The sequence below is a fragment of the Pseudomonas sp. Z2-11 genome (genome assembly GCF_054161305.1).
In genome coordinates, this window is the sequence record NZ_CP096395.1 from 5,349,290 (window position 1) to 5,368,928 (window position 19,639).

General features: G+C 63.0%; 9 protein-coding genes. 6 read left to right on the forward strand and 3 right to left on the reverse strand.

The genetic code is table 11. The features are described from left to right. Window positions 1-44: 44 nt before the first annotated feature. Window positions 45-800, reverse strand: a complete 756-nt coding sequence (locus tag M1E16_RS23815; RefSeq protein WP_458128539.1) for a DUF2076 domain-containing protein — start codon at window positions 798-800, stop codon at window positions 45-47. A 176-nt stretch (window positions 801-976) separates the two neighbouring features. Between M1E16_RS23815 and M1E16_RS23820 the strand changes: the two genes are divergently transcribed. Both M1E16_RS23820 and M1E16_RS23825 read left to right on the forward strand, forming a co-directional pair. Beyond that, window positions 977-1,636, forward strand: coding sequence for a YciC family protein (locus M1E16_RS23820; protein WP_434571649.1), 660 nt, complete (start codon window positions 977-979; stop codon window positions 1,634-1,636). Next, a complete protein-coding gene (locus M1E16_RS23825; RefSeq protein WP_458128540.1) occupies window positions 1,633-2,712 on the forward strand; it encodes an endonuclease/exonuclease/phosphatase family protein in 1,080 nt (359 codons plus the stop codon). Before M1E16_RS23820 ends, M1E16_RS23825 begins: the two co-directional genes overlap by 4 nt. A 130-nt stretch (window positions 2,713-2,842) precedes the next feature. Here the strand turns inward: M1E16_RS23825 and hrpB are convergent, their stop codons facing one another. Continuing rightward, entirely contained in the window at window positions 2,843-5,359 is a 2,517-nt protein-coding gene (gene hrpB, locus M1E16_RS23830; RefSeq protein WP_458128541.1) for an ATP-dependent helicase HrpB, read from the reverse strand. 95 nt (window positions 5,360-5,454) lie between these two features. On the opposite strand from hrpB, the gene M1E16_RS23835 reads away from it, so the two are divergent. Both M1E16_RS23835 and M1E16_RS23840 read left to right on the forward strand, forming a co-directional pair. Continuing rightward, the gene (locus tag M1E16_RS23835) at window positions 5,455-5,874 is read left to right on the forward strand and encodes a polyribonucleotide nucleotidyltransferase (protein WP_434571645.1); all 420 of its coding nucleotides are present in this window, start codon (window positions 5,455-5,457) and stop codon (window positions 5,872-5,874) included. 27 nt (window positions 5,875-5,901) lie between these two features. Continuing rightward, complete coding sequence (locus tag M1E16_RS23840) at window positions 5,902-6,795, forward strand: cation diffusion facilitator family transporter (RefSeq protein ID WP_458128542.1); 894 nt, start codon at window positions 5,902-5,904, stop codon at window positions 6,793-6,795. 145 nt (window positions 6,796-6,940) lie between these two features. On the opposite strand, the gene M1E16_RS23845 is transcribed toward M1E16_RS23840, so the two are convergent. After that, window positions 6,941-7,921, reverse strand: coding sequence for a DUF6515 family protein (locus M1E16_RS23845; RefSeq protein ID WP_434571643.1), 981 nt, complete (start codon window positions 7,919-7,921; stop codon window positions 6,941-6,943). Window positions 7,922-8,264: 343 nt separating this feature from the next. Between M1E16_RS23845 and M1E16_RS23850 the strand changes: the two genes are divergently transcribed. Both M1E16_RS23850 and M1E16_RS23855 read left to right on the forward strand, forming a co-directional pair. Continuing rightward, window positions 8,265-9,956: a ShlB/FhaC/HecB family hemolysin secretion/activation protein gene (locus M1E16_RS23850; protein ID WP_458128543.1), complete on the forward strand. Its 1,692-nt coding sequence runs from the start codon at window positions 8,265-8,267 to the stop codon at window positions 9,954-9,956. Between the two features lie 35 nt (window positions 9,957-9,991). Next, window positions 9,992-19,630, forward strand: coding sequence for a hemagglutinin repeat-containing protein (locus M1E16_RS23855; RefSeq protein ID WP_458128544.1), 9,639 nt, complete (start codon window positions 9,992-9,994; stop codon window positions 19,628-19,630). Window positions 19,631-19,639: the final 9 nt, after the last annotated feature.

A 19,639-nucleotide genomic window follows, 5' to 3' on the forward strand; every position in this document is an offset into this window, starting at 1 on the left:
AATAATCGCCCCGAGGCGCCAGGGCGCCCCGGACGAACGGCAGATCAGACGAAAGAGTCGTCGTCGCCGAACAAGGACGAATCGTCGCTGTAGTCGACGTCGCTGAAACCGCCCTGATCGTTGCCGTAGCTATTGCTGTCGGCCACGCGCTGATCATCGCCCCAACCGCTGTCACCGTTGTTGGCGGTGTCATTGACCGGCTGGGCCGGCTCTTCCTTGAGGACCTCGACGATCTCCTCGGGTTGATTGCTGTGGAACAGGCTACTGATGCCCTGGGCGAGCATCACACCACCGGCCACGCCCGCCGCGGTTTTCAAGGCGCCACCGAGAAAGCTGCCCGCCGCTGGGGCCTGCTGTTGCGGCGCGGCATAGTTGCCGGGCGCAGCGCCAAAGCCTGGCTGGGCCGGTGCGTTGAAGGAAGGCCGCGCAGGTTCGCGCCAGCCGCCACCGCTGGATGCCGGTGCGCTTGCTGGCGGTGAATCGCGGTTGCTGCCACCGAAGATACTCGAAAGGAAACCACCGCCGCCGCTTGGCGCCGAAGTCTGGCTGCGGGCCTGCTGCAATTCGCCCTGCAATTGCTCGACCTGTTGGGCGAGCTGTCTGTTCTGCTCGTCCAGGCGCTTGATCGCCGCCTCTTGCACCAGGATCGCCTGGGCCATGAAATAGCCCGCGGCAGGCTGGTTGGCCAAGTGTTCCTTGATCCGCGCCTCTGCCTGGGCGTCGCGCGGGGCTGAATCCTTTTCGGCCTGTTGCAGCCGGGAAAACAGTCCATCGATCAGGGTTTGTTCTTCGCTGTTCATGGCGACCTCATCAGATTGCCGGATTAAAACCAGGCCGGTCGCAAAGACCGGTGCGATTCAGTAATGGGGTTGCGCAGGAAGCTTTCAATGGTCTTTACCTGATGTTTACGTTTGCTTGTGCGGTCGCTTGATCGGTTAAAGTGTCGGACCGCTTTTTCGAACTGCGATACCGACTCATGAATCCGTTAGAAGTACTGCGTGACTCCTTGTATTTTTTCAAGCGCAACCTGGGCCGGATCGCCCAGCTGTGCCTGCCGCTGGTAATACTTGAGGCGGTCCTGCAACAAGGGGTGGACAGCGCCATCGGCGCCGACGGTTTCTCCGGCTACAGCGTGATCGTCGGTCTCCTCGTGTACCCGCTGTATACCGCGGCGTTGATCCTGTTTCTCGATGCTCGCAGTCGCGGCGAAGCCCCGCGTGCCCGTGACCTGCTCGCGGCAGCCCTCCTCCAGTGGCCGCGCTTCGCCTTGCTGACCGCCCTTAACACGTTGCTGATCCTGATCGGCATTTCCTTGTACTTCCTGCCGGGGCTGTGGCTGATGGTCGTCCTCGCCTTCGGTGAATACCTGTTGGTTTTGCGGGGCATGGCGCCTTTGGCGGCCATGAAGGAAAGCGCGCGCCTGAGTCGAGGCAATTTCTGGCGAATCCTGTTATGCATCCTCGCCGTAATGGTCCCGTTGTGGCTGCTCAAGGGCGCCAGCGTCTCGGTGTATCCGCCGCCGCAGAACCCCTTCATCAGTTTGCTGATCGACAGCGTCCACAGTTTCCTGCAACTGTTCACTACCGTGGTGCTGTTCCGAATGTTCATGTTGATTGCAGAAAAACCCGAGCCATGACCCGTCTGCTGCGATACGTCTTGTTGGGCCTGTTGTTGCTCGTCGGCATTGCGGCCTTTTCCATCTATGGCCCGACCTGGCGCCCACAGGCCCGGGAAGCGATGCCCGTCAGCTGCTCCGCGAACGCCCCACCGCTGGTGCCCGGCCAAGCCCTGAAGGTGATGACCTGGAACGTCCAGTTCCTGGCTGGCAAGCGCTACGTGTTCTGGCACGACCTGGCCGAGGGCGACGATGAAAGCCCGACCCCGGAAGACATGGCCTTCAGCCTCGACGAAGTGGCACGGGTCATTCGCGACGAGCAGCCGGACGTGGTGCTGTTGCAGGAACTCGACAACGGCGCCAAGGCCAGCGACTACCAGAACCAGCTCAAGCTCTTGCAGGAACGGCTGGCCGACCTCTATCCCTGCGGCACCAGCGCTTTTGACTGGAAAGCCGACTTCATTCCCAGCCCACATATCTTCGGCAGCGTTGGCCGCCAGTTGGCGACGCTGAGCCGCTATCGCATCGACCACGCCGAGCGGGTGCAATTGCCGGTGGCCGAGGCGAACTTCATCACCCGCCAGTTCCAGCCGAAAAATGCCTTGCTGGTGAGTTACCTGCCCCTGAGCGGCGGCGGCCAACTGGCGGTGCTCAATACACATCTGGAGCGGGCCACCCAGCCGGACGACACTGCGCGCGCGCAAGTCAGCGCGATAGCCAAGGCCTTGGACAAGCTTGAATCCGCCGGCACTCCCTGGCTGACCGGGGGAGACTTCAACCTGTTACCCCTGGGCCAATACCGACGCCTGCCCACCGAGCAACGCTCACCCTACTCCGCCGACAGCGAATTGCACCTGCTGTGGGACAAATACCCGATGATCCCCACCAACAACGAGGCCAGCGGCATCGACCGCGCAAACTGGCTGACCCACTACCCCAACGACCCCGGCCTCAACGGTCCCGACCGGACCGTCGATTACCTGTTCTACAGCCCCCGCCTCAAACGGGTCGAAGCCCAGGTCCGGCAGGACGATACGTTGCGCATTTCCGATCATTTGCCGGTGATCGCGCGGTTTCTGTTGCCGGCTACCCCGTGATCCAGACAACCGCGCCGCACTCCTGTGGGAGCGAGCCTGCTCGCGAAGACGGTGTCACGGTCGACGGAGATGCTGAATGTGCGACCTCTTCGCGAGCAGGCTCGCTCCCACAGGAGGTTTGTGTTGGGCCTCACTTACGCGGCTTGGCCCGCGCCGTCGCCTCCGCCACCAGCGGGTCGTCCGGCCAGTAGTGCTTGGGATACCGTCCCTTGAGATCCTTCTTCACCTCGGCGTAAGTACTGCGCCAGAAGTTCGCCAGGTCCTGGGTCACTTGCACTGGTCGGCGCGCGGGCGATAGCAGGTGCAGCTTGACCACCTGCCGACCACCGGCGATACGCGGGGTGTCGGCCAGGCCGAAAAGCTCCTGCAAGCGCACCGCGAGAATGGGTGGGTGTTCGCTGTAATCCAGGCGAATCGATGAACCGGAAGGCACGCTCAAGTGCTGCGGCGCGAGTTCGTCCAGCCTTTGCGGCAGAGGCCAGGGCAACAGGTTACGGACGATGCTCGACAGATCCAGGTTGGCAAAATGACTGAGGCGCGACACCCGGCCCAGATACGGCATCAGCCAGTCTTCAAGACTGAGCAGCAACGCCGCATCGCTGACATCCGGCCACTCGCTGTCGCCCTTGGTATCCAGGTCGAGCCGGCGCAGCAGCGCCACCCGCGCTTGCCACTGCCGCTGCTCCGGCGTCCACGGCAACAACTCCAACCCCTTGCGGCGTACCAGGTTGACCAGCGCCCGGCTGCGGGCAGATTCATCCAGGCCGGTCAATGGCTCGCGGCTGAGCACCAGTTCACCGACCTTGCGCTGGCGCTCGGCCCGCAGCACGCCTTCGCGCTCATCCCAGTCCAATTGATCTTCGGTACGTACCTGTTCCGCCAGCACCGAATCGAACAGCGCCGGATCGAAATCCGTCGCCAGATAGATCCGTTCTTCCCGCTGGCCTTGGCGACTGCCCAGTTCGGCAATCACCAACCACGGTTGCTTCATCAAGCTATCGGCCTCGGCAAACAGCGCCGCGCGCCCATTCGCCAGGCGATATTCCGCACCGCCGGGTCGCCGCTGTTGCGCGACGCGATCCGGATAGGCCAGCGCCAACAGCGCGCCGAGCCAACGCGGATGCTCGGGATCGGCGACAGCTTCCTCGGCCTTGCCGCGCAAGTAGCCACGATATTGCCGGGCCAATTGCCGCGCCCGCTGCACACCGCCCTGAGCGCCGCGTGCCGCTCGTTCCTCGCCGGACAGTAACGCCAGGCGACTGTGCAAATCCGCGCCGGCGCCTCGAAGAATGTCACGTTCGCCCAACAGCGCCGCGACATTGCAGGCCATGTCCGCCAGCCCCAGCGCCTGGCCCCGCAGCAGCAAGTGCGCGATGCGCGGATGGGCCGGCAGCTCGGCCATGGCCTGGCCGTGCCGAGTCAGTTGTCCACCGTCCAGCGCGCCCAGGCGCTGCAATAAATCCCGCGCCTGGGCATAAGCGGCGGTCGGCGGGACGTCGAGCCACGTCAACTGCTGCGGCGTCACGCCCCAGCGGCCCAACTGCAAGGCCAGCCCGGCCAGGTCCGCCGAGAGAATCTCGGCGCTGCCGTAGGCCGCCAGCTGTTCATGCTGGTCTTCGGACCACAGCCGGTAACACACCCCCGGCTCCAGTCGCCCGGCCCGGCCGGCCCGTTGGGTGGCGCTGGCGCGGGAGATACGCTGGGTGTCGAGGCGGGTCATGCCACTGCCCGGGTCGAAGCGCGGTACGCGGGCGAGCCCGGCATCGACCACCACCCGCACACCGTTGATGGTCAGGCTGGTCTCGGCGATGTTGGTGGCGAGCACCACTTTGCGCTGGCCGGGCGGTGCCGGATCGATGGCGGCGCGTTGGGCGGCCAGGTCCAGCTCGCCATGCAGTGGACACAGCAACACGTTGCCGCCCTCGCCCAAGGCTTCGGCCAATTGTTGATGAACGCGGCGAATCTCCGCCTGCCCCGGCAGGAACACCAGCACGCTGCCGGTTTCCTCGTGCAGCGCTTCGAGAAGGGTCTGCACCAGTCGCGGTTCGATGAATTCGCCGGGCTGGAATGGCCGGCCCCAGCGCACCGCCACCGGGAACATGCGTCCTTCGCTGCGCAGGATCGGCGCATCGTCCAGCAACCCGGCCAGGCGTTCGCCTTCCAGGGTCGCGGACATCAACAGAATCTTCAGCGGCTGCTCGTCCCGAAACAGCTCCCGACCGTTGAGGCTCAACGCCAGGGCCAGGTCGGCATCGAGGCTGCGCTCGTGGAATTCATCAAAAATCAACAGCCCCACGCCATCCAGTGCCGGGTCATCCTGTAGGCGACGGGTGAGGATGCCTTCGGTGACCACTTCAATGCGGGTTTTCGGCCCGACCTTGCTGTCGAGGCGAATCCGGTAGCCCACGGTTTCGCCGACCTTTTCCCCCAGCTCGCTGGCCAGGCGCTCAGCCGCCGCCCGTGCCGCCAGGCGCCGGGGTTCGAGCATCAGAATGGTCTGCCCGGCCAGCCACGGCTCGTTCAACAGGGCCAAGGGAACACGGGTGGTCTTACCAGCACCGGGGGGCGCTTCGAGCACCGCTTCGTGGCGCGACGCCAAGGCTTGGCGCAGGGCCGGTAAAACTTCATCAATCGGCAAAGAAATCATGCTGGCTCCAAAACAGAGGGCCGAGTATAACGGCGAACTGTTTAGCGTGGTCTGGACTCCAACCAGCAACGCCCTTACCTGCTCAGGAGATTGTTATGCGTATTCCATTTCGCGTGATCGGCGGCGTGCTGGTCGCCAGCCTGCTGACCCAGATCAGCGCCTGTGGCTCGATCTTCTACCCCGACCGTCGCGGCCAGATCGAGGGCAAGATCGACCCGGCCATCGCCGCGCTCGACGCCGTCGGCCTGCTGTTCTACATCATCCCCGGCCTGATCGCCTTTGCCGTGGATTTTGCCACCGGCGCGATCTATTTCGAGCCGGGCAGAAGCGTGCAGATCGAACCGGAGAAACTCAAGCCGGCCATCAACGCCGACGGCACGGTCAATAATCAGAAGCTGCAAGCCATCCTGGAGCGCGAGCTGGGCCGCAGCTTCCCGCTGGACGACCCGCGCCTGATCCAGCACAAGGGCAACGTGCAACAACTGGCCACGCTCGGTCTCGTACCCGCCGCGTAAGAGGCGCAGCCCAAGGAAGACCGCGCCATGACCACCAGCGCCGAACATGCTCGCCTGCTACGCCTGGCCACCCGCGCATCGGTGGCCGTGGCGTGCATTCTGATCGTTGCCAAGGCGCTGGCCTGGTGGCTCAGCGGCTCGGTAAGCATGCTTGCCGGCCTGACCGACTCGGCGCTGGACGGCGTCACCTCGTTGCTCAATCTGCTGGCGGTGCATTACGCCCTGCGACCGGCTGATGACGATCATCGCTACGGGCACGGCAAGGCTGAATCACTGGCCGGCATGGCCCAGGCACTCTTTATTGGCGGCAGCGCGGTGCTGATCGCATTGCAGGCATACGAACGACTCAAGCAGCCGCTGCCGGTCGAGGCGCCCTGGCTCAGCGTCGGCGTGATCGTGTTTTCTCTGGCACTGACCCTGGCGCTGCTGGCGTTGCAGCATCGGGTCGTGCGCGCCACCGGCTCCAACGCCGTGCGCGCCGACTCGCTGCACTACCGCTCGGACCTGTTGCTCAACGGCAGCATCCTGGTAGCCCTGGTCCTGGCAGGGTTCGGCTGGTACCAGCTCGATGCCTGGTTCGGCCTGGGCATCGCCGCGTACATCCTCTGGAGCGCAGTGCAGATTGCCCGGGAAAGCTTCGCCGTGCTGATGGATGAAGAGCTGCCGCCGGACGTCAGCCAGCACATGCTCGAACTGGCCTGCGCGGTGCCCGGCGTGGTCGGCGCCCATGACCTGCGCACACGAATCTCCGGCAACCACTGGTTCGTGCAGTTGCACCTGGAATTGCCGGGCGAGCTGACCCTGTCAGTGGCCCACGGCATCAGCGACCAAGCCGCCGACGCGATCCATCGCGCTTATCCGAAGGCCGAGGTGCTGGTGCATGCCGATCCGTCAGAAGTGGTGAAGCGCGCCAACGCTTGATACTCAAGATTTGAACACACAACCTGTGGCGAGGGAGCTTGCTCCCGCTCGGTTGCGCAGCGACCGCAAGATCTTAGGGCCGCTGCGCAGCCCAGCGGGAGCAAGCTCCCTCGCCACAGGGAGCTGTTTTTTCTATTTCGAGTAATCAGTACGTCACCTGATACCCACGACTGCTCAAGCAATCGCCCTGGGCCCGGCGGTAGGTTTGCACCACTTCCGGCGCCGGTGGGTAGGTATAGGTGCGCGGGTCGAAACCACTCTGCTGCACCGCCCAGCGATAGCAATCGTAGCCGTCCTGGTTGACCTGCTCGGGCGACTGGCCGTTGGCCGGATAAGCCACCACGTCGAAGCTGTTGCCCTGGGGCTGCGGCTGCGGATTGGCGACCGGCGCCTCGACCACGACGTAGTCCCGGGTGTTGGCTTCATAAATGTAATAGGCACCGGCGGCGAGGAAAAACAGCGAGCTGCCGATCCAGACCTCACGGGCATAATCGGGCAGATAGCGGGTACGAATGCCCCGAGGCGGCTGCACTACGACATAACGCGGCCCTTGCGGACGATACCAGTAGCCACCCGAGTAGAAATAATCCTGGCCGCGATAAGGCACACGGTAATTCCGATCTGGGAAACGATCGATCACATACCCTGGCCGATATTGCGGCCCCTGTCCCCAACCGTTGCCATGGCCGTCCGGCCGACCGGGCCAGTGCTGATCGGGCCGGTTGTCGTGGCCTGGACGTGGCCCGCCGTTCGGATAGCCGTCGTTGCGCCGTGGAATGTCGCGGTAGTAGCCCGGTCGCGGCTCCTGGGTCTGGGTCACGCTGTCGGGCCGGCCCTGGATCGGCAGATTGTTGCCGGGTTGCTGTTGCGGCGGGCGGTTGTGTACGTTGGGGTCCTGCGGTGGGCGCTCGTAGTGTTGCCCACCTGGAGATTGCGGCTGGACCTCGAACTGTCGGCTGTTATCGCCACGAATGATCTCGTTGCTTTGCGGCCGGGGCTGGCCTGAATAACCCGGGCCATTACCGTTTGGGCCGCCACGGTTCTGCTGATCATCCGCCATTCCCTGCGCACTGACACTTGCCCACAACAGACCAACACCTGCCAAACGCCAGATGCGCGACTTCATGAAATTCCTCACAGCGGTTCGGGGCCTGAAAATAAGACTGGAAAAGCCCAGGCCGGTTCGGCGACAGGTTATCAGGCGCGGGGCTTGATTCGCAGGACGACAGCAAAATTTCATGGCGCTTGCCTCGGTTATGAGAGCACGACCGCACAGCAATCAAGGCCTTATGCCATCATTCAGGAGAGATGAAATGGCAACTACCGTTCGTCGGCTTTATCCAAGGCTTTTTTATTACAAGAAGTTTTAGGATTTAATATGCCCACCGTTTCAACCGGGCCGCATGGACTTTTGCGCCTGAAACGACCGCTGGCATCCGCCGCAATTAGCCGTTCAAGGGAATGAAGGCATGACCCGCTTTAGTCTTTCGCACTTTTTTGCTGCTGGTGCGATTTTTACCTCCCTCGCCAACGCCGCGCCCCTGCAAAGTCCTGGGGATCGCGACCTGATTCGTGACCGCCAGCAGCAATTGCTGCAGGAACAACAAAAACGCCTCGACGAGCTTCAGCAACTGCCAGGCAAGACCTTGCCGGCACCTGAGCCGGCCAGCCCCGACGACAGCCGCTGCTTCGACATCAAGACCATCGAGCTTGAAGGCGCGAACCACCTCGATGCAGGCATGCGCGATCAACTGCTCAAGCCTTATCGGAACCAATGCCTGTCGCTCGGGCAGATCAATACCCTGCTCAAGGCTGTGACCCACCACTATCTGGAACGCGGGTTCGTTACCACGCGCGCCTACTTGCCGCAGCAGGATCTCTCGGGCGGCGTACTGAAGATCGTTGTGGTCGAGGGGCAGCTCGAAGGTTTCGACAGCTCCGCCATCGTCAGTCCCCGCGAGTTGGCGATGACCTTTCCCGGCCAGATTGGCGCGCCGCTGAACCTGCGGGAACTGGAACAACTGGTGGATCAACTGGGCCGTCTGCCGTCCCGCCAGGCCCAGTTGGAGCTGACTCCGGGCGAGCAAGTCGGCGGCAGTCGCATCAGCCTCAAGGGCGAACGTGAAAAACCCTGGCAGGTCTCGGCTACCCGCAACAACGACGGCGACCGCAGCACCGGCCAGCAGCAGATGGGCCTGGGCCTGGACTGGGACAGCCCGCTGGGCCTGGCCGACCAATTGAGCCTGCGCGCCAACCAGGACGCGGTCAGCGATCACTGGCGCCATTCCGACAACCAGAGCCTTTACTACAGCGTGCCCTACGGCTGGTGGACGTTCAATTACGCCTACAGCCAGAGCTTCTACCGCGCCAGCGGCAACGCCCAGGGCTACGTATTCGGTTATGACGGCACCAGCAAGAATCACGCAGTACGCGCCGAGCGCGTATTGCACCGCGACAACGTCAGCAAGACCGGCATCAGCTTCGGCCTCAGCCAACTGCGCACGCGCAACTACGTCGACGACAACTTCATCGACGCCTCCAGCGTGACCATCACCGAGACCCAGTTGAGCCTCAACCATGGCCGGCGCATCGGGACCGCGTTCATCAACCTGGACGCCGGATGGCAACAGGGGATCGGCGCGCTGGATGCCCAGCGTGACAGCGCTCACGACGAACCGCAGTCGCGCTACAACAAATACAGCCTGACGCTGAGCTACTTGCAGCCTTTCCGTCTGTGGGGCGAAAGCTTCAGCTTCGACAGCCTTGCCACCGGCCAACGCAGCGAAGATCAACTCTACAGCCCGCAACGAATCAGCCTCGGCGGTGTCAGTTCGGTACGTGGCCTGCAAGATCAGACCCTGACCGGCGACAGCGGCGGTTACTGGCGCAACCAGTTACGCTGGCGCCGGCCCGTGACTTGGCAACCTTCGCAGCCGGTATTACAGGAATACGGCGTGGCGTTTGCCTACGACGTCGGCGTGATCGAGGGCACCTCCTCGAATCCCGACGAACGTGGCCGCGTCACCGGCAATGCCCTGGAGTTCAATGCCAGGGGCAAGCACCTGGCCACTTCCGTGAGCTTCGCCCGCTCGTTGGAACGCCCCGGGATTATCGAGAAACGTGAGCGTCCGGTGTATTTCCGCGTCGATCTGTTTTTCTGATATCCGATTCGCACTTGTCAATGGAAGACTCGCACATGGACGTCCGTACCCCGCTGTCTCAATGCATCGCCCTGTCCCTGGCCTCGATTGTGCTGCTCAACCCTTTGGTCGTCGCAGCGGCAGGTCTCACCGTCGACGCGGCAGCGGGCGGCAAGACTGCCATTGGCGCGGCAGGCAATGGCGTGCCGGTGATCAATATCAACGGTGCCAATGGCAGCGGGCTGTCCCATAACAAGTTCACCGACTACAACGTCGGCCAGAATGGCGTCATCCTCAACAACGCCACCGGCAAGACCCAGCGCACGCAACTGGGCGGCATCATTCTGGGCAACGACAACCTCAAGGGCCAGGCCGCACAGGTCATCCTCAACGAAGTCACCAGCGGTAATCGCAGCCACATGGCCGGCTACACCGAAGTCGCCGGGCAAGCGGCGCGCGTCATTGTCGCCAACCCCAACGGCATCACCTGCAGCGGCTGTGGCTTCATCAACACCCCGCGCGCAACCCTGACCACCGGTAAACCCGTCCTGGACGGCGAGCGCCTGGACCGGTTCCAGGTCGACGGCGGCGACATCAGCATCGAAGGCGCTGGCCTGGATGCCAGCGAGGTCGACCAATTCGACCTGATCACTCGCAGCGCCAAGCTCAACGCCAATATCCATGCGAAGAACCTCAACGTGGTGACCGGCCGCAATGACGTCAACGCCGAGAACCTGAGCGCCACCGCTCGCGCCGACGATGGCAGCGAAAAACCGCAACTGGCCATCGACAGCTCGGCGCTGGGCGGCATGTACGCCGGGGCGATACGCCTGGTGGGCACGGAGAAAGGCGTAGGGGTGCGCCTGGCCGGCGACATGGCTGCCAGCGCTGGCGACATCCGGATCGACGCCAACGGCAAGGTCAGCCTGAACAATGCCAGCGCCAACCAGGCGATCGCCGTGAACGGGCAGAGCGTGGATGTTCAGGGCAAGGTTTATGCCGGCACCCAGGTCGATATCAAGACCCCGGGCAACGTGACAATCAGCCAAAGTATCGCTACCCGGGACAAGGTGGCCATTACCAGCGCCGGCAAAGTGACCAACAGCGGCATTATCGAAGCCGGGGTCAATCCGGACAACACGCGCAACCCGACCGGCGACGCCGCCCTCACCGCGCGGCAATTGAGCAACAGCGGTACTGTGACTGCCAGTCGTGGTCTCCAGGTACAGGCCACCGAGCTCGTTGACAACCAGAACGGGATTCTCCAGGGCGCCATCGTCGGCCTGACCAGCGATCGCCTGGTCAACCAGGGCGCGGCAGCGCGGGTGCTGGGCATGAATTCGCTGTCCCTGGTGACGCCTGCCATCGTCAACCTGGGCGGCCTGATTCGCTTCGGTGACGGCCAGTCCGCCGCCCTCAACCTCGACAGCCTGGATAACACCGACGGCCGTATCGAATTGGCCGGCGCAAACCTTGAACTGAACGCCAGGCAACTGAACAACCTGCGCGGCTCGGTAATTGCCGACCAACTGAAAGTGACCGCTGATCGCCTGGACAACCAGGCCGGCCTGATTGCCGCCAGCGTCGGCCAGTCAACCATCAAAGTCGCAGGCCCGCTCGACAACACGGGCGGCACGCTACAGGCGCAGGGCCTGCTGGAAATCGGCGCCGCCCAGGTGCTCAACCAGGGGGGCAAGATGGTCGCCGATCATTTGCAGCTGACCGCAGAGCGCCTCGACAACAGCGCCAATGGCTTGCTCAGTGCTGAGCTGGGCAATACCGACCTGACGATCGCTCAAGAATTGCTCAACAACGGTGGCCGGATCCAGGCAAGCGCTGCTATGAACGTGGACGCGGCCAGCGTCGACAACATCGGCGGCACCCTGGTGGGCAAAAAAATGACCCTGGTCAGCCACGGTGCCCTGAACAACCAGCAAGGCAAGATCGGCGCCGAAGACCTGGTCATCAATGCGCAGGACCTGGACAACACTGAAGGCCTGCTGCAAGGCACGAACATCGCGACCCTGACTGCCCGCGACCTGGACAACTTCAAGGGCACCATCAACGGCGGCCAACTCACCACCCAACTGCGTAACCTCACACGCAACACCCAGGGCGTGCTCAGCGCAGAGACCGGCAAGCTGACCATGGTCGTGACCCAGCAACTGGCCAACAGCGCCGGTCATCTGCAATCCAGGGGCGGCGATCTCGACATCACCTCTGCCGGGCTGGACAACCAGCAAGGTGTGATCACCGGCAAACAGCTGCTGATGACCCAAACCGGCCTGCTGGACAACCGTGGCGGCCGCATCGTCGCTGACCAACTGACGCTCAACGCCGGACGCATAGATAACCGCGCCGAGGGTTTGTTATTGGCCGGTGCCGGCGGCGCATTGCTGACGCTGCGCGACCAAGGCGCAACGCCCGGGCAACTCCTCAACAATCAAGGTCGCGTACAAAGCGACGGTCATTTGCAGGTCAACGGCAGCGATATTGACAACCAAAGCGGCGTGTTGCTCGGCCAAAGCGTAGGCGTCACCGCCGCTCAACTGGACAACAGCGCGAAGGGTGCGGTGATTGCTACCGGCGGATCGATCGGCCTGGCAGTCTCAGGCGTGCTGAACAATGCCCTGGGCTTGATCGACGGCGGCGAGTCATCGGTGTTGGTGACCCAGGCCAGCAGAGTGGATAACCAGGGCGGCACGCTGACCGGCAAGCGCCTGGATGTTCAAGGCGCGGTTGTGGATAACCGCAAGGGCCAGTTGCTGTCCGGCGTCGATGGCCTGAAGGTCACCGCCACCACGCTGGACAACAGCGAAGGCCTGATGCTGGCGCAGGCGGGTCATGTGGACCTGCAACTTGCCCAGGGTTCCCTGGATAACCAGGGCGGCGCCGTGCAGGGCAACAGCATCGAGGTAGTAGCCGCCACGGCGAACAACAGCGCACTGGCCGGCAAGGCCGGGCTCATCAACGCCCAGGCGGGAAATCTGAAATTGCTGGTCGACCAGTTGACCAACCAGGCCGGCCGCCTTTATGCCCAGGGCCTGCTCGACAGCCAGGGCTCTACCCTGGATAACCGGGCGGGTGGCGAGATCAGCGCGAAAAACCTGACCCTCAGTGCCTCGAACATCTACAACCAGAGCGGCCTGATCGAGTCGGGCGGCAACCTGCGGTTGACCGGCGGCAACCTGGAAAACGCCACCGGCCGTATCCGCGCCATTGGCGGCGACCTGAGCCAGATCCTCCTGAACGGCGCCCTGAACAACCAGGGCGGTTCCATCGGGATCACCAGTCAGGCCCTCAACCTCAAGGCCGGCGCGCTGAACAACCAGGCCGGCAACATCGAGCACGCCGGGACGGGACTGCTCAAGGTCGACCTGACCAGCCTCACCGGCAACCAGGGCAGCCTCATCGGTCTTGGCAGCGGTGACCTGGACATAACCTCGGTCGATGGCACCGGGCGCCTGCAACTCAACGGCGCACTGGACGTGGCCGTGAATGGCGATCTCAAACTGTTGGCCGGCGACCGCATCGCCAGTGCCAGCGGCCTTGCACTGAGCGCCGCAACACTGACCAGCAGCGGCGAAATACTCAGCGACGGCGACCTGGGCCTGACGCTCACCGGAGACGTCAACAACGCCGGCCTGCTGTCGGCAGCCAAGGCCGTCAGCCTCTCGGCCGGCAATTTGCTCCAGGATAACGGCCGCATTGCCAGTGGTGGCGATATCACGCTTGAGCTGCGTGGCCGGCTCGACAACCTGGGGCGCCTGATTGCCAACCAGAACCTCAAGGTCCAGGCGGCCCAGGTCAGCAACCGCGGCACCCTCGGCGCAATGGGCCAGCTCGACATCTTCGCCGGCGGTGGCATCAGCACCTCGGCCAATACCCTGATCTACAGCGGCGCCGACATGAACCTGCGCGGCGCCACGCTGAGCAACACTTACGGCGACATCTACAGCAAGGGCAACCTGAGCTTCGCCGGCCTCGACGGCGGTCAGGCGCAAAGCCTGAGCAACCGTTCGGCGAACATCGAAAGCGAAGGCGACATGAACCTCAATGTCGCCAGCCTGGAAAATACCAAGGACGAGTTCGAACTCGGCGAATCGCTGGTCAGTCGCCGCATCGACATCAACTGCACCGATTGCTCCGGCGACCACCACACCGCGACATTCATCGTCAACAGCACCTACCTTGGCAAAATCATCAAGGACTCTCCTGGCGCACGGCTGATTGCCGGGCGTGACCTGTTGATCAACGCCGGCACCGTGGAGAACAAACAAAGCCTGATAGCCGCCAACCGGGACGCCTTCGTCAATGCCACGAACTTCTACAACCGTGGCGCCACCCTCGACCAACGCGTGGAAAGCACCACTTACTTCCTGCACGGCGTCGAGCAAGGCGATTTCCGCTGGGCGGAATCCAATGCCCATGCCTGGAACGCCGCCAATGCCGGTAGCGCTCCGGACCAGCAGCAACCGATTCCCGCGGCGATTACCCAGTACCCGCTCATCGGCCAGAGCAGCGTCGTGCACACCGGCACGCAGACCGCAAACGCCTCGACCCTGCAGTCCGGACGCCAGTTGAACCTCAACGTCTCCGGCAATATTGAAAACGGCACCCTGACCCAACAGGCCACCGCCCAACTGACCGGCCAGACCCTGAGCAACACGGTTGGCCTGCTCGGCGGCCAGACCATCACGGTCAACGCCTTGGGCAGTGGCGGCAGCACCCAGGTAGCGGCCGATGTCCGCCGTGTCGAGCGTGTCACCGCCGATGGCAGCACCCAGGTCAGCTTCGTGCCCGTGGACTTCGCTGGCGTTCCTTTCGTTGCGGTCGACCCTACGGCGCTTGCCACTTACCGCCTGCCGGAAGGTGACTATGGTCTGTTCGTACGCAGCCAGAATCCGAACAGCCATTATCTGATCGAGACCAACCCGAACCTGACCAACCTGTCGCGATTCATGAGTTCCGACTACATGTTCGGCCTGCTGGGCTACAACGACGACCGCAGCTGGCGTCGCCTGGGTGATGGCCTGTACGAGACCCGCCTGATTCGCGAAGCGGTGCTGGCCCAGACCGGTCAACGCTTCCTCGCGGGCAGCCTGACCAGCGACTACGACCAGTACCAGTACCTGATGGACAATGCCGTCGCTTCCAAGGATCAGTTGCAGTTGAGCGTTGGCGTCGCCCTGACCTCCCAGCAAGTAGCCGCGTTGACTCATGACATCGTCTGGATGGAAACCCGCCGGGTGGAAGGCCAGGATGTATTGGTGCCGGTGCTCTACCTGGCCCAGGCCGAATCGCGCAATCTGCGTGGCGGCAGCCTGGTACAAGCCCGGGATATCAACCTGTTGGCCGGCAACGACCTGACCAGCGTCGGTACCCTGCGAGCCAGCAACGACCTGACGGTTGAAGCCGGGAACAACCTTTATCAAGGCGGCCTGGCGCAAGCTGGCGAGCGCGTCAGCCTGATGGCCCAGAACAGTATTCGCAACGCCCTGGGCGGCGAAGTACGCGGCAATCAGGTCGACCTCAGCGCAATCAAAGGCGACATCGTCAACGAGCGTGCGGCCATGCAGGTGCTCTACGGTTCGGGCACGCGGACCAACCTCGACCAAGGCAGCCTGATCAGTGCCCGTCAGCAATTGAACGTCAATGCCGGACGCGACCTGACCAACAAGGGGCAGATTCACAGCGACGGCAACGCCAGCCTGAACGCCGGTCGCGATGTGGAAATGCTCGCGGTAACGGATCACACCTTTACCCAGAGCGCGATCCGTCGTGGCCTGGTCACCAACGACACAGTGAAAAACCTCGGCTCCAGCGTGACCACCGGTGGCGACCTGGCCGTCACCGCCGGGCGCGACATGGCTATTGTCGCAAGCCAGCTCAAGGCGGGTCATGACGTGGCGCTCAAGGCCGGGAATGACATGGCGATCATCTCGGCGCTGGACGAACAGTCCTCGACGTTCTACCAGAAGAAAAAGGGCTCCTGGGGCAAAAGCAAAACCACCCAGAGCGCTGATTCGGCAACCACTAACGTAGCGTCTCGCATCGAAGCCGGACACGACCTGACCGTCAACATCACCCAGGACAAAGACGGGCGTATCGGTCTGACTGGCGGCCAGGACGTGACCGTGATCGGCAGCCAGCTCAAGGCCGGAAATGATCTGCTGGTGGGCGGTGCCGGCAGTGTCAACCTGATGTCGGCGCAAGAGCAGACCGACAGCAGTTACAGCGTGAAGAAAAAGGGCAGCTTCGGCCTGAGCAAAAGCGGCAACAGCCGCAGCTCCAGCAGCATCACTCAGGTGGGCAGCGAGTTGAGCGCCGGCAATGACGCTGTGGTCGTCGCTGGCAGCAATGTCAATCTGTCCGCCAGCCGAGTCGATGCCAAACGCGACGCCGAATTGCGTGCCGGGATGGTCGACAAGAACGGCGACGTCAACCTGATGGACGCGGCCAATGAGTCAACCAGCCACAGCGAGAGGTACAAGAGCAGGATCGGCTTCAGCACTTCCGGTAATTTCATTTCCGTCGCCTCGGCAAAAAAGGCCGGCCAGGAAAACCTGCAGAGTCAAAGTGTCGGTAGCCAAGTCAGTGGTGGGCGCGACGTCACCGTACAGAGCTTCCGTGACGTCAACATGGTCGGCAGCTCCGCCGAGGCCGGGCGCAATCTGCAAGTCGGTGCCGGACGCGACGTCAACGTGTTGGCCGGTAGCAACAGCCAGGACCAGAGCAACTGGAAATCCACCAAGCAGGCCGGACTGTCACTGGAAAGCGACCGCAACGGCTTCACCGCGTTCGCCGGGCGCGAAGCGACCAAGGTCAGGTCCCGCGATGCCCAGCAGACCGCCGCCGGCAGCCAACTGGTGGCTGGCCAGGACATGACCGTCCAGGCCGGGCGCGACCTGACCCTCGAAGGCGCGGGCGTGGACGCCGGGCGTGATATCAACCTGCAGGCAACGCGCGACATCAACGTCGATGCCGCCGATGAAACCTTCATCCAGGAACGCAGCAAGACGCGCGATCGCAACGGCCTTACCGCCAATATCAGCCACAACTACGGCAATACCAAGGACGCCATCAACGGCACCGGGAAGGGCGAAGACAATGTCAGCAAGGCCTCCAGTGTGCTCAGCACCGTGGACGCCATCAACTCCTTCACCTCCGGACCGACCAGCGCGACCCATTTCGGCTCGGCCAGCCAGGGCACCCGCTCGCGCTCGGAAATCCGCGACAACGTCCCCTCGACCCTGAGTGCCGGCCGCGACATCAATGCCGTCGCCGGTAACGATCTCAATGTCCGTGGCAGTCAGTTCGAAGCCGGGCGCGACATCACCCTGGTGGGCAAGAACGTCAACCTGGATGTTGCCCGTGGCGAGATCAACGAAGAAAGCCAGACCACCCGCAGCCAGGGCGGCATCAACGGCCAGAGCGGTGGCGGCAGTGGCCGCGCCGGGATCGGCGGCAGCAATGGTGTAGCCAGCGAAGAGATGACCCAGGGCACCAACAATCCGAGCGTGCTGCTTTCCGGGCGTGACACCAACGTCGAGGCCAGCGAGAACCTGAACATGGTCGGCACCCAGGTGATTGCCGGCCAGGACATCGACCTGCGTGCAGGCAAGGACCTGAACATCCGCGCCGCGCAGAACGATTCCAAGAGTGAATCCAACCGTCGCAGCGGTGGCGGCGAAGTCGGCATCGCCGTGGGCGGCAAGGACTTCATCGCGGTCTACGCCAGCGTCGACATGGGCAAGGGCAAGCTTGAGCGCGAGACCGAGAAACAGCAGACTGCCTACCTCTATGCAGGGAACCAGTTGCGCTTCAACAGCGGCAATGACACCACCATCGCCGGCGCCAATCTGCGTGCCAACGAAGTGGTTGGCCGCGTGGGCAGGGACCTGCTCGTGTCGTCGGTGCCGGACACCGGCAAAGTCAGCGGCAAGCAATTTGATGCCAGTGTCACCGTCAGCATCGGCCTGGCCGGTGGCGGTGGGGTGAGCGGCTCGGTGGGCGTGGGCAAGACCACCGGCAAGACCAACTGGGTCGAGCAGCAAACCAGCATCACCGGTAAAAACGGCGTGGATATCCGCACCGAGAAACACACCCAGATCGATGGCGCGCTGATCGCCGCCGACAACGGCAAACTCAAGCTCGACACCAACACCCTGGGCTTTCGCAACATCAACGGCGAAGACAAGGAGCATAGCTACTACGTCAACGTCGGCGGTGCCTTTGGTTGGGGCGCGGACGCGGGTAACGGCGCCAAGGCCACCGGCGGCAAGGACGTGGCGTTCACTGGCGACAAGAGCCTGAGCGGTGCGCCCAAGGAAGGCTTCAATGGCTGGAGCGTGAGCGGCTACGACTACCGCAAGGAGCGCGAGCAGGATGTGCGCGCCACCGTCGGCGTGGGCAACATTATCGTGCGCAACGACGCAGCGACCGGACAAGTTTCCACCGCCGGCCTCAACCGTGACCTGACCAAGGCCTACGACATCACCCGGGACAAGGAAAAACGCACCGAGCTTTACGTGAGCGAGTCGTCGCTCAATTCGGTAGCCAACCCGTCGCAGACTTTGAATCGGTGGAAAAAAGGCTTGCAAGACTACGCCAAGAACAGCTCCAAACTGTTCAAGCCCTATGGCGACATGACCGACGCCACCGAGAAGGCCCTGGCGGAAAATCCGGGCCTGGCGCCTTTGGCGTGGATCCCGGGCGTGCTGCAAGCCGCCCTGGACAAAACCTCGTTCGGGACCATGGGTCTGATGCCGGGCGTGATCAGCCATGGTGGCGTAGCCACGCAGTTGCCTGTGCTGCTCAGCGGTGACATGAGTTTTTATCGCGCTAAAGTGGTTAACCAGATAGATACAACCACTGGCGAGATCATGATGGACCCGAAAACCGGCAAGCCGCTGGTGGAGAAAATCGACTTCGACCTGATTGTGCGTCCCGATGCCCAGGGAGTGATTGCCATCAACGGCATCCAGAACTCGCTGCAGCAGGCAGCGGTGAATGGCGCCATGCAAGGCGGCAAGGACAGTTTCATTCAAGGCTACAACCCGGAGCACGGCTTCCTGGGTGACCTGGTGGAGTCCCTATGGGATGTGGCGCTGGGTAGCGTCATACGCTCCGGTAACGCGCGACAAGTGAGCGAGTTCTACCAGTCGGGCGTTGATCAAGGCTTCAAACTGGACCTGGTGGGCCACAGCCAGGGCGCATTGATAACCTATCGGGGGCTCGATGGCGTGAAATTTGGCGACAGCGCAGGTGGCATACAGCTGTCCGGCGCCCCGGTGTATGCGCAGCATTTCTTTGATGCCGCCAAGGAGGCAGGTTTCAACACCGACCAGGGCAACGCGGTATTCCAGGTCAACCGCCCGGACAGCCAGGTGTTTTTTGGCATGTTGCCCAAGACCGATCCGGTCTCCGACATGCTGGGCTTCAATAATTTCAACTCGAACGACCCGATCAGCCGGCTACTCGGCGCCCTGTTTACCTTCCCCGGCCTCTTGGCTACGGACAGCCCGCACTCCAACTACCTGTGCCAGGTGCGATCCATGTGCGAGACAGGTAGCAACCAGGTGCAAAAGGACTTCAAGAACGGCACGACCGGCAAGGACGGTACCAAGAAAAAGATCTACATCGTGCCGACCTTCATCGACAAGGACGGCAATTTATCTGGCGCCTCGCTTTGAGGCCAGGAC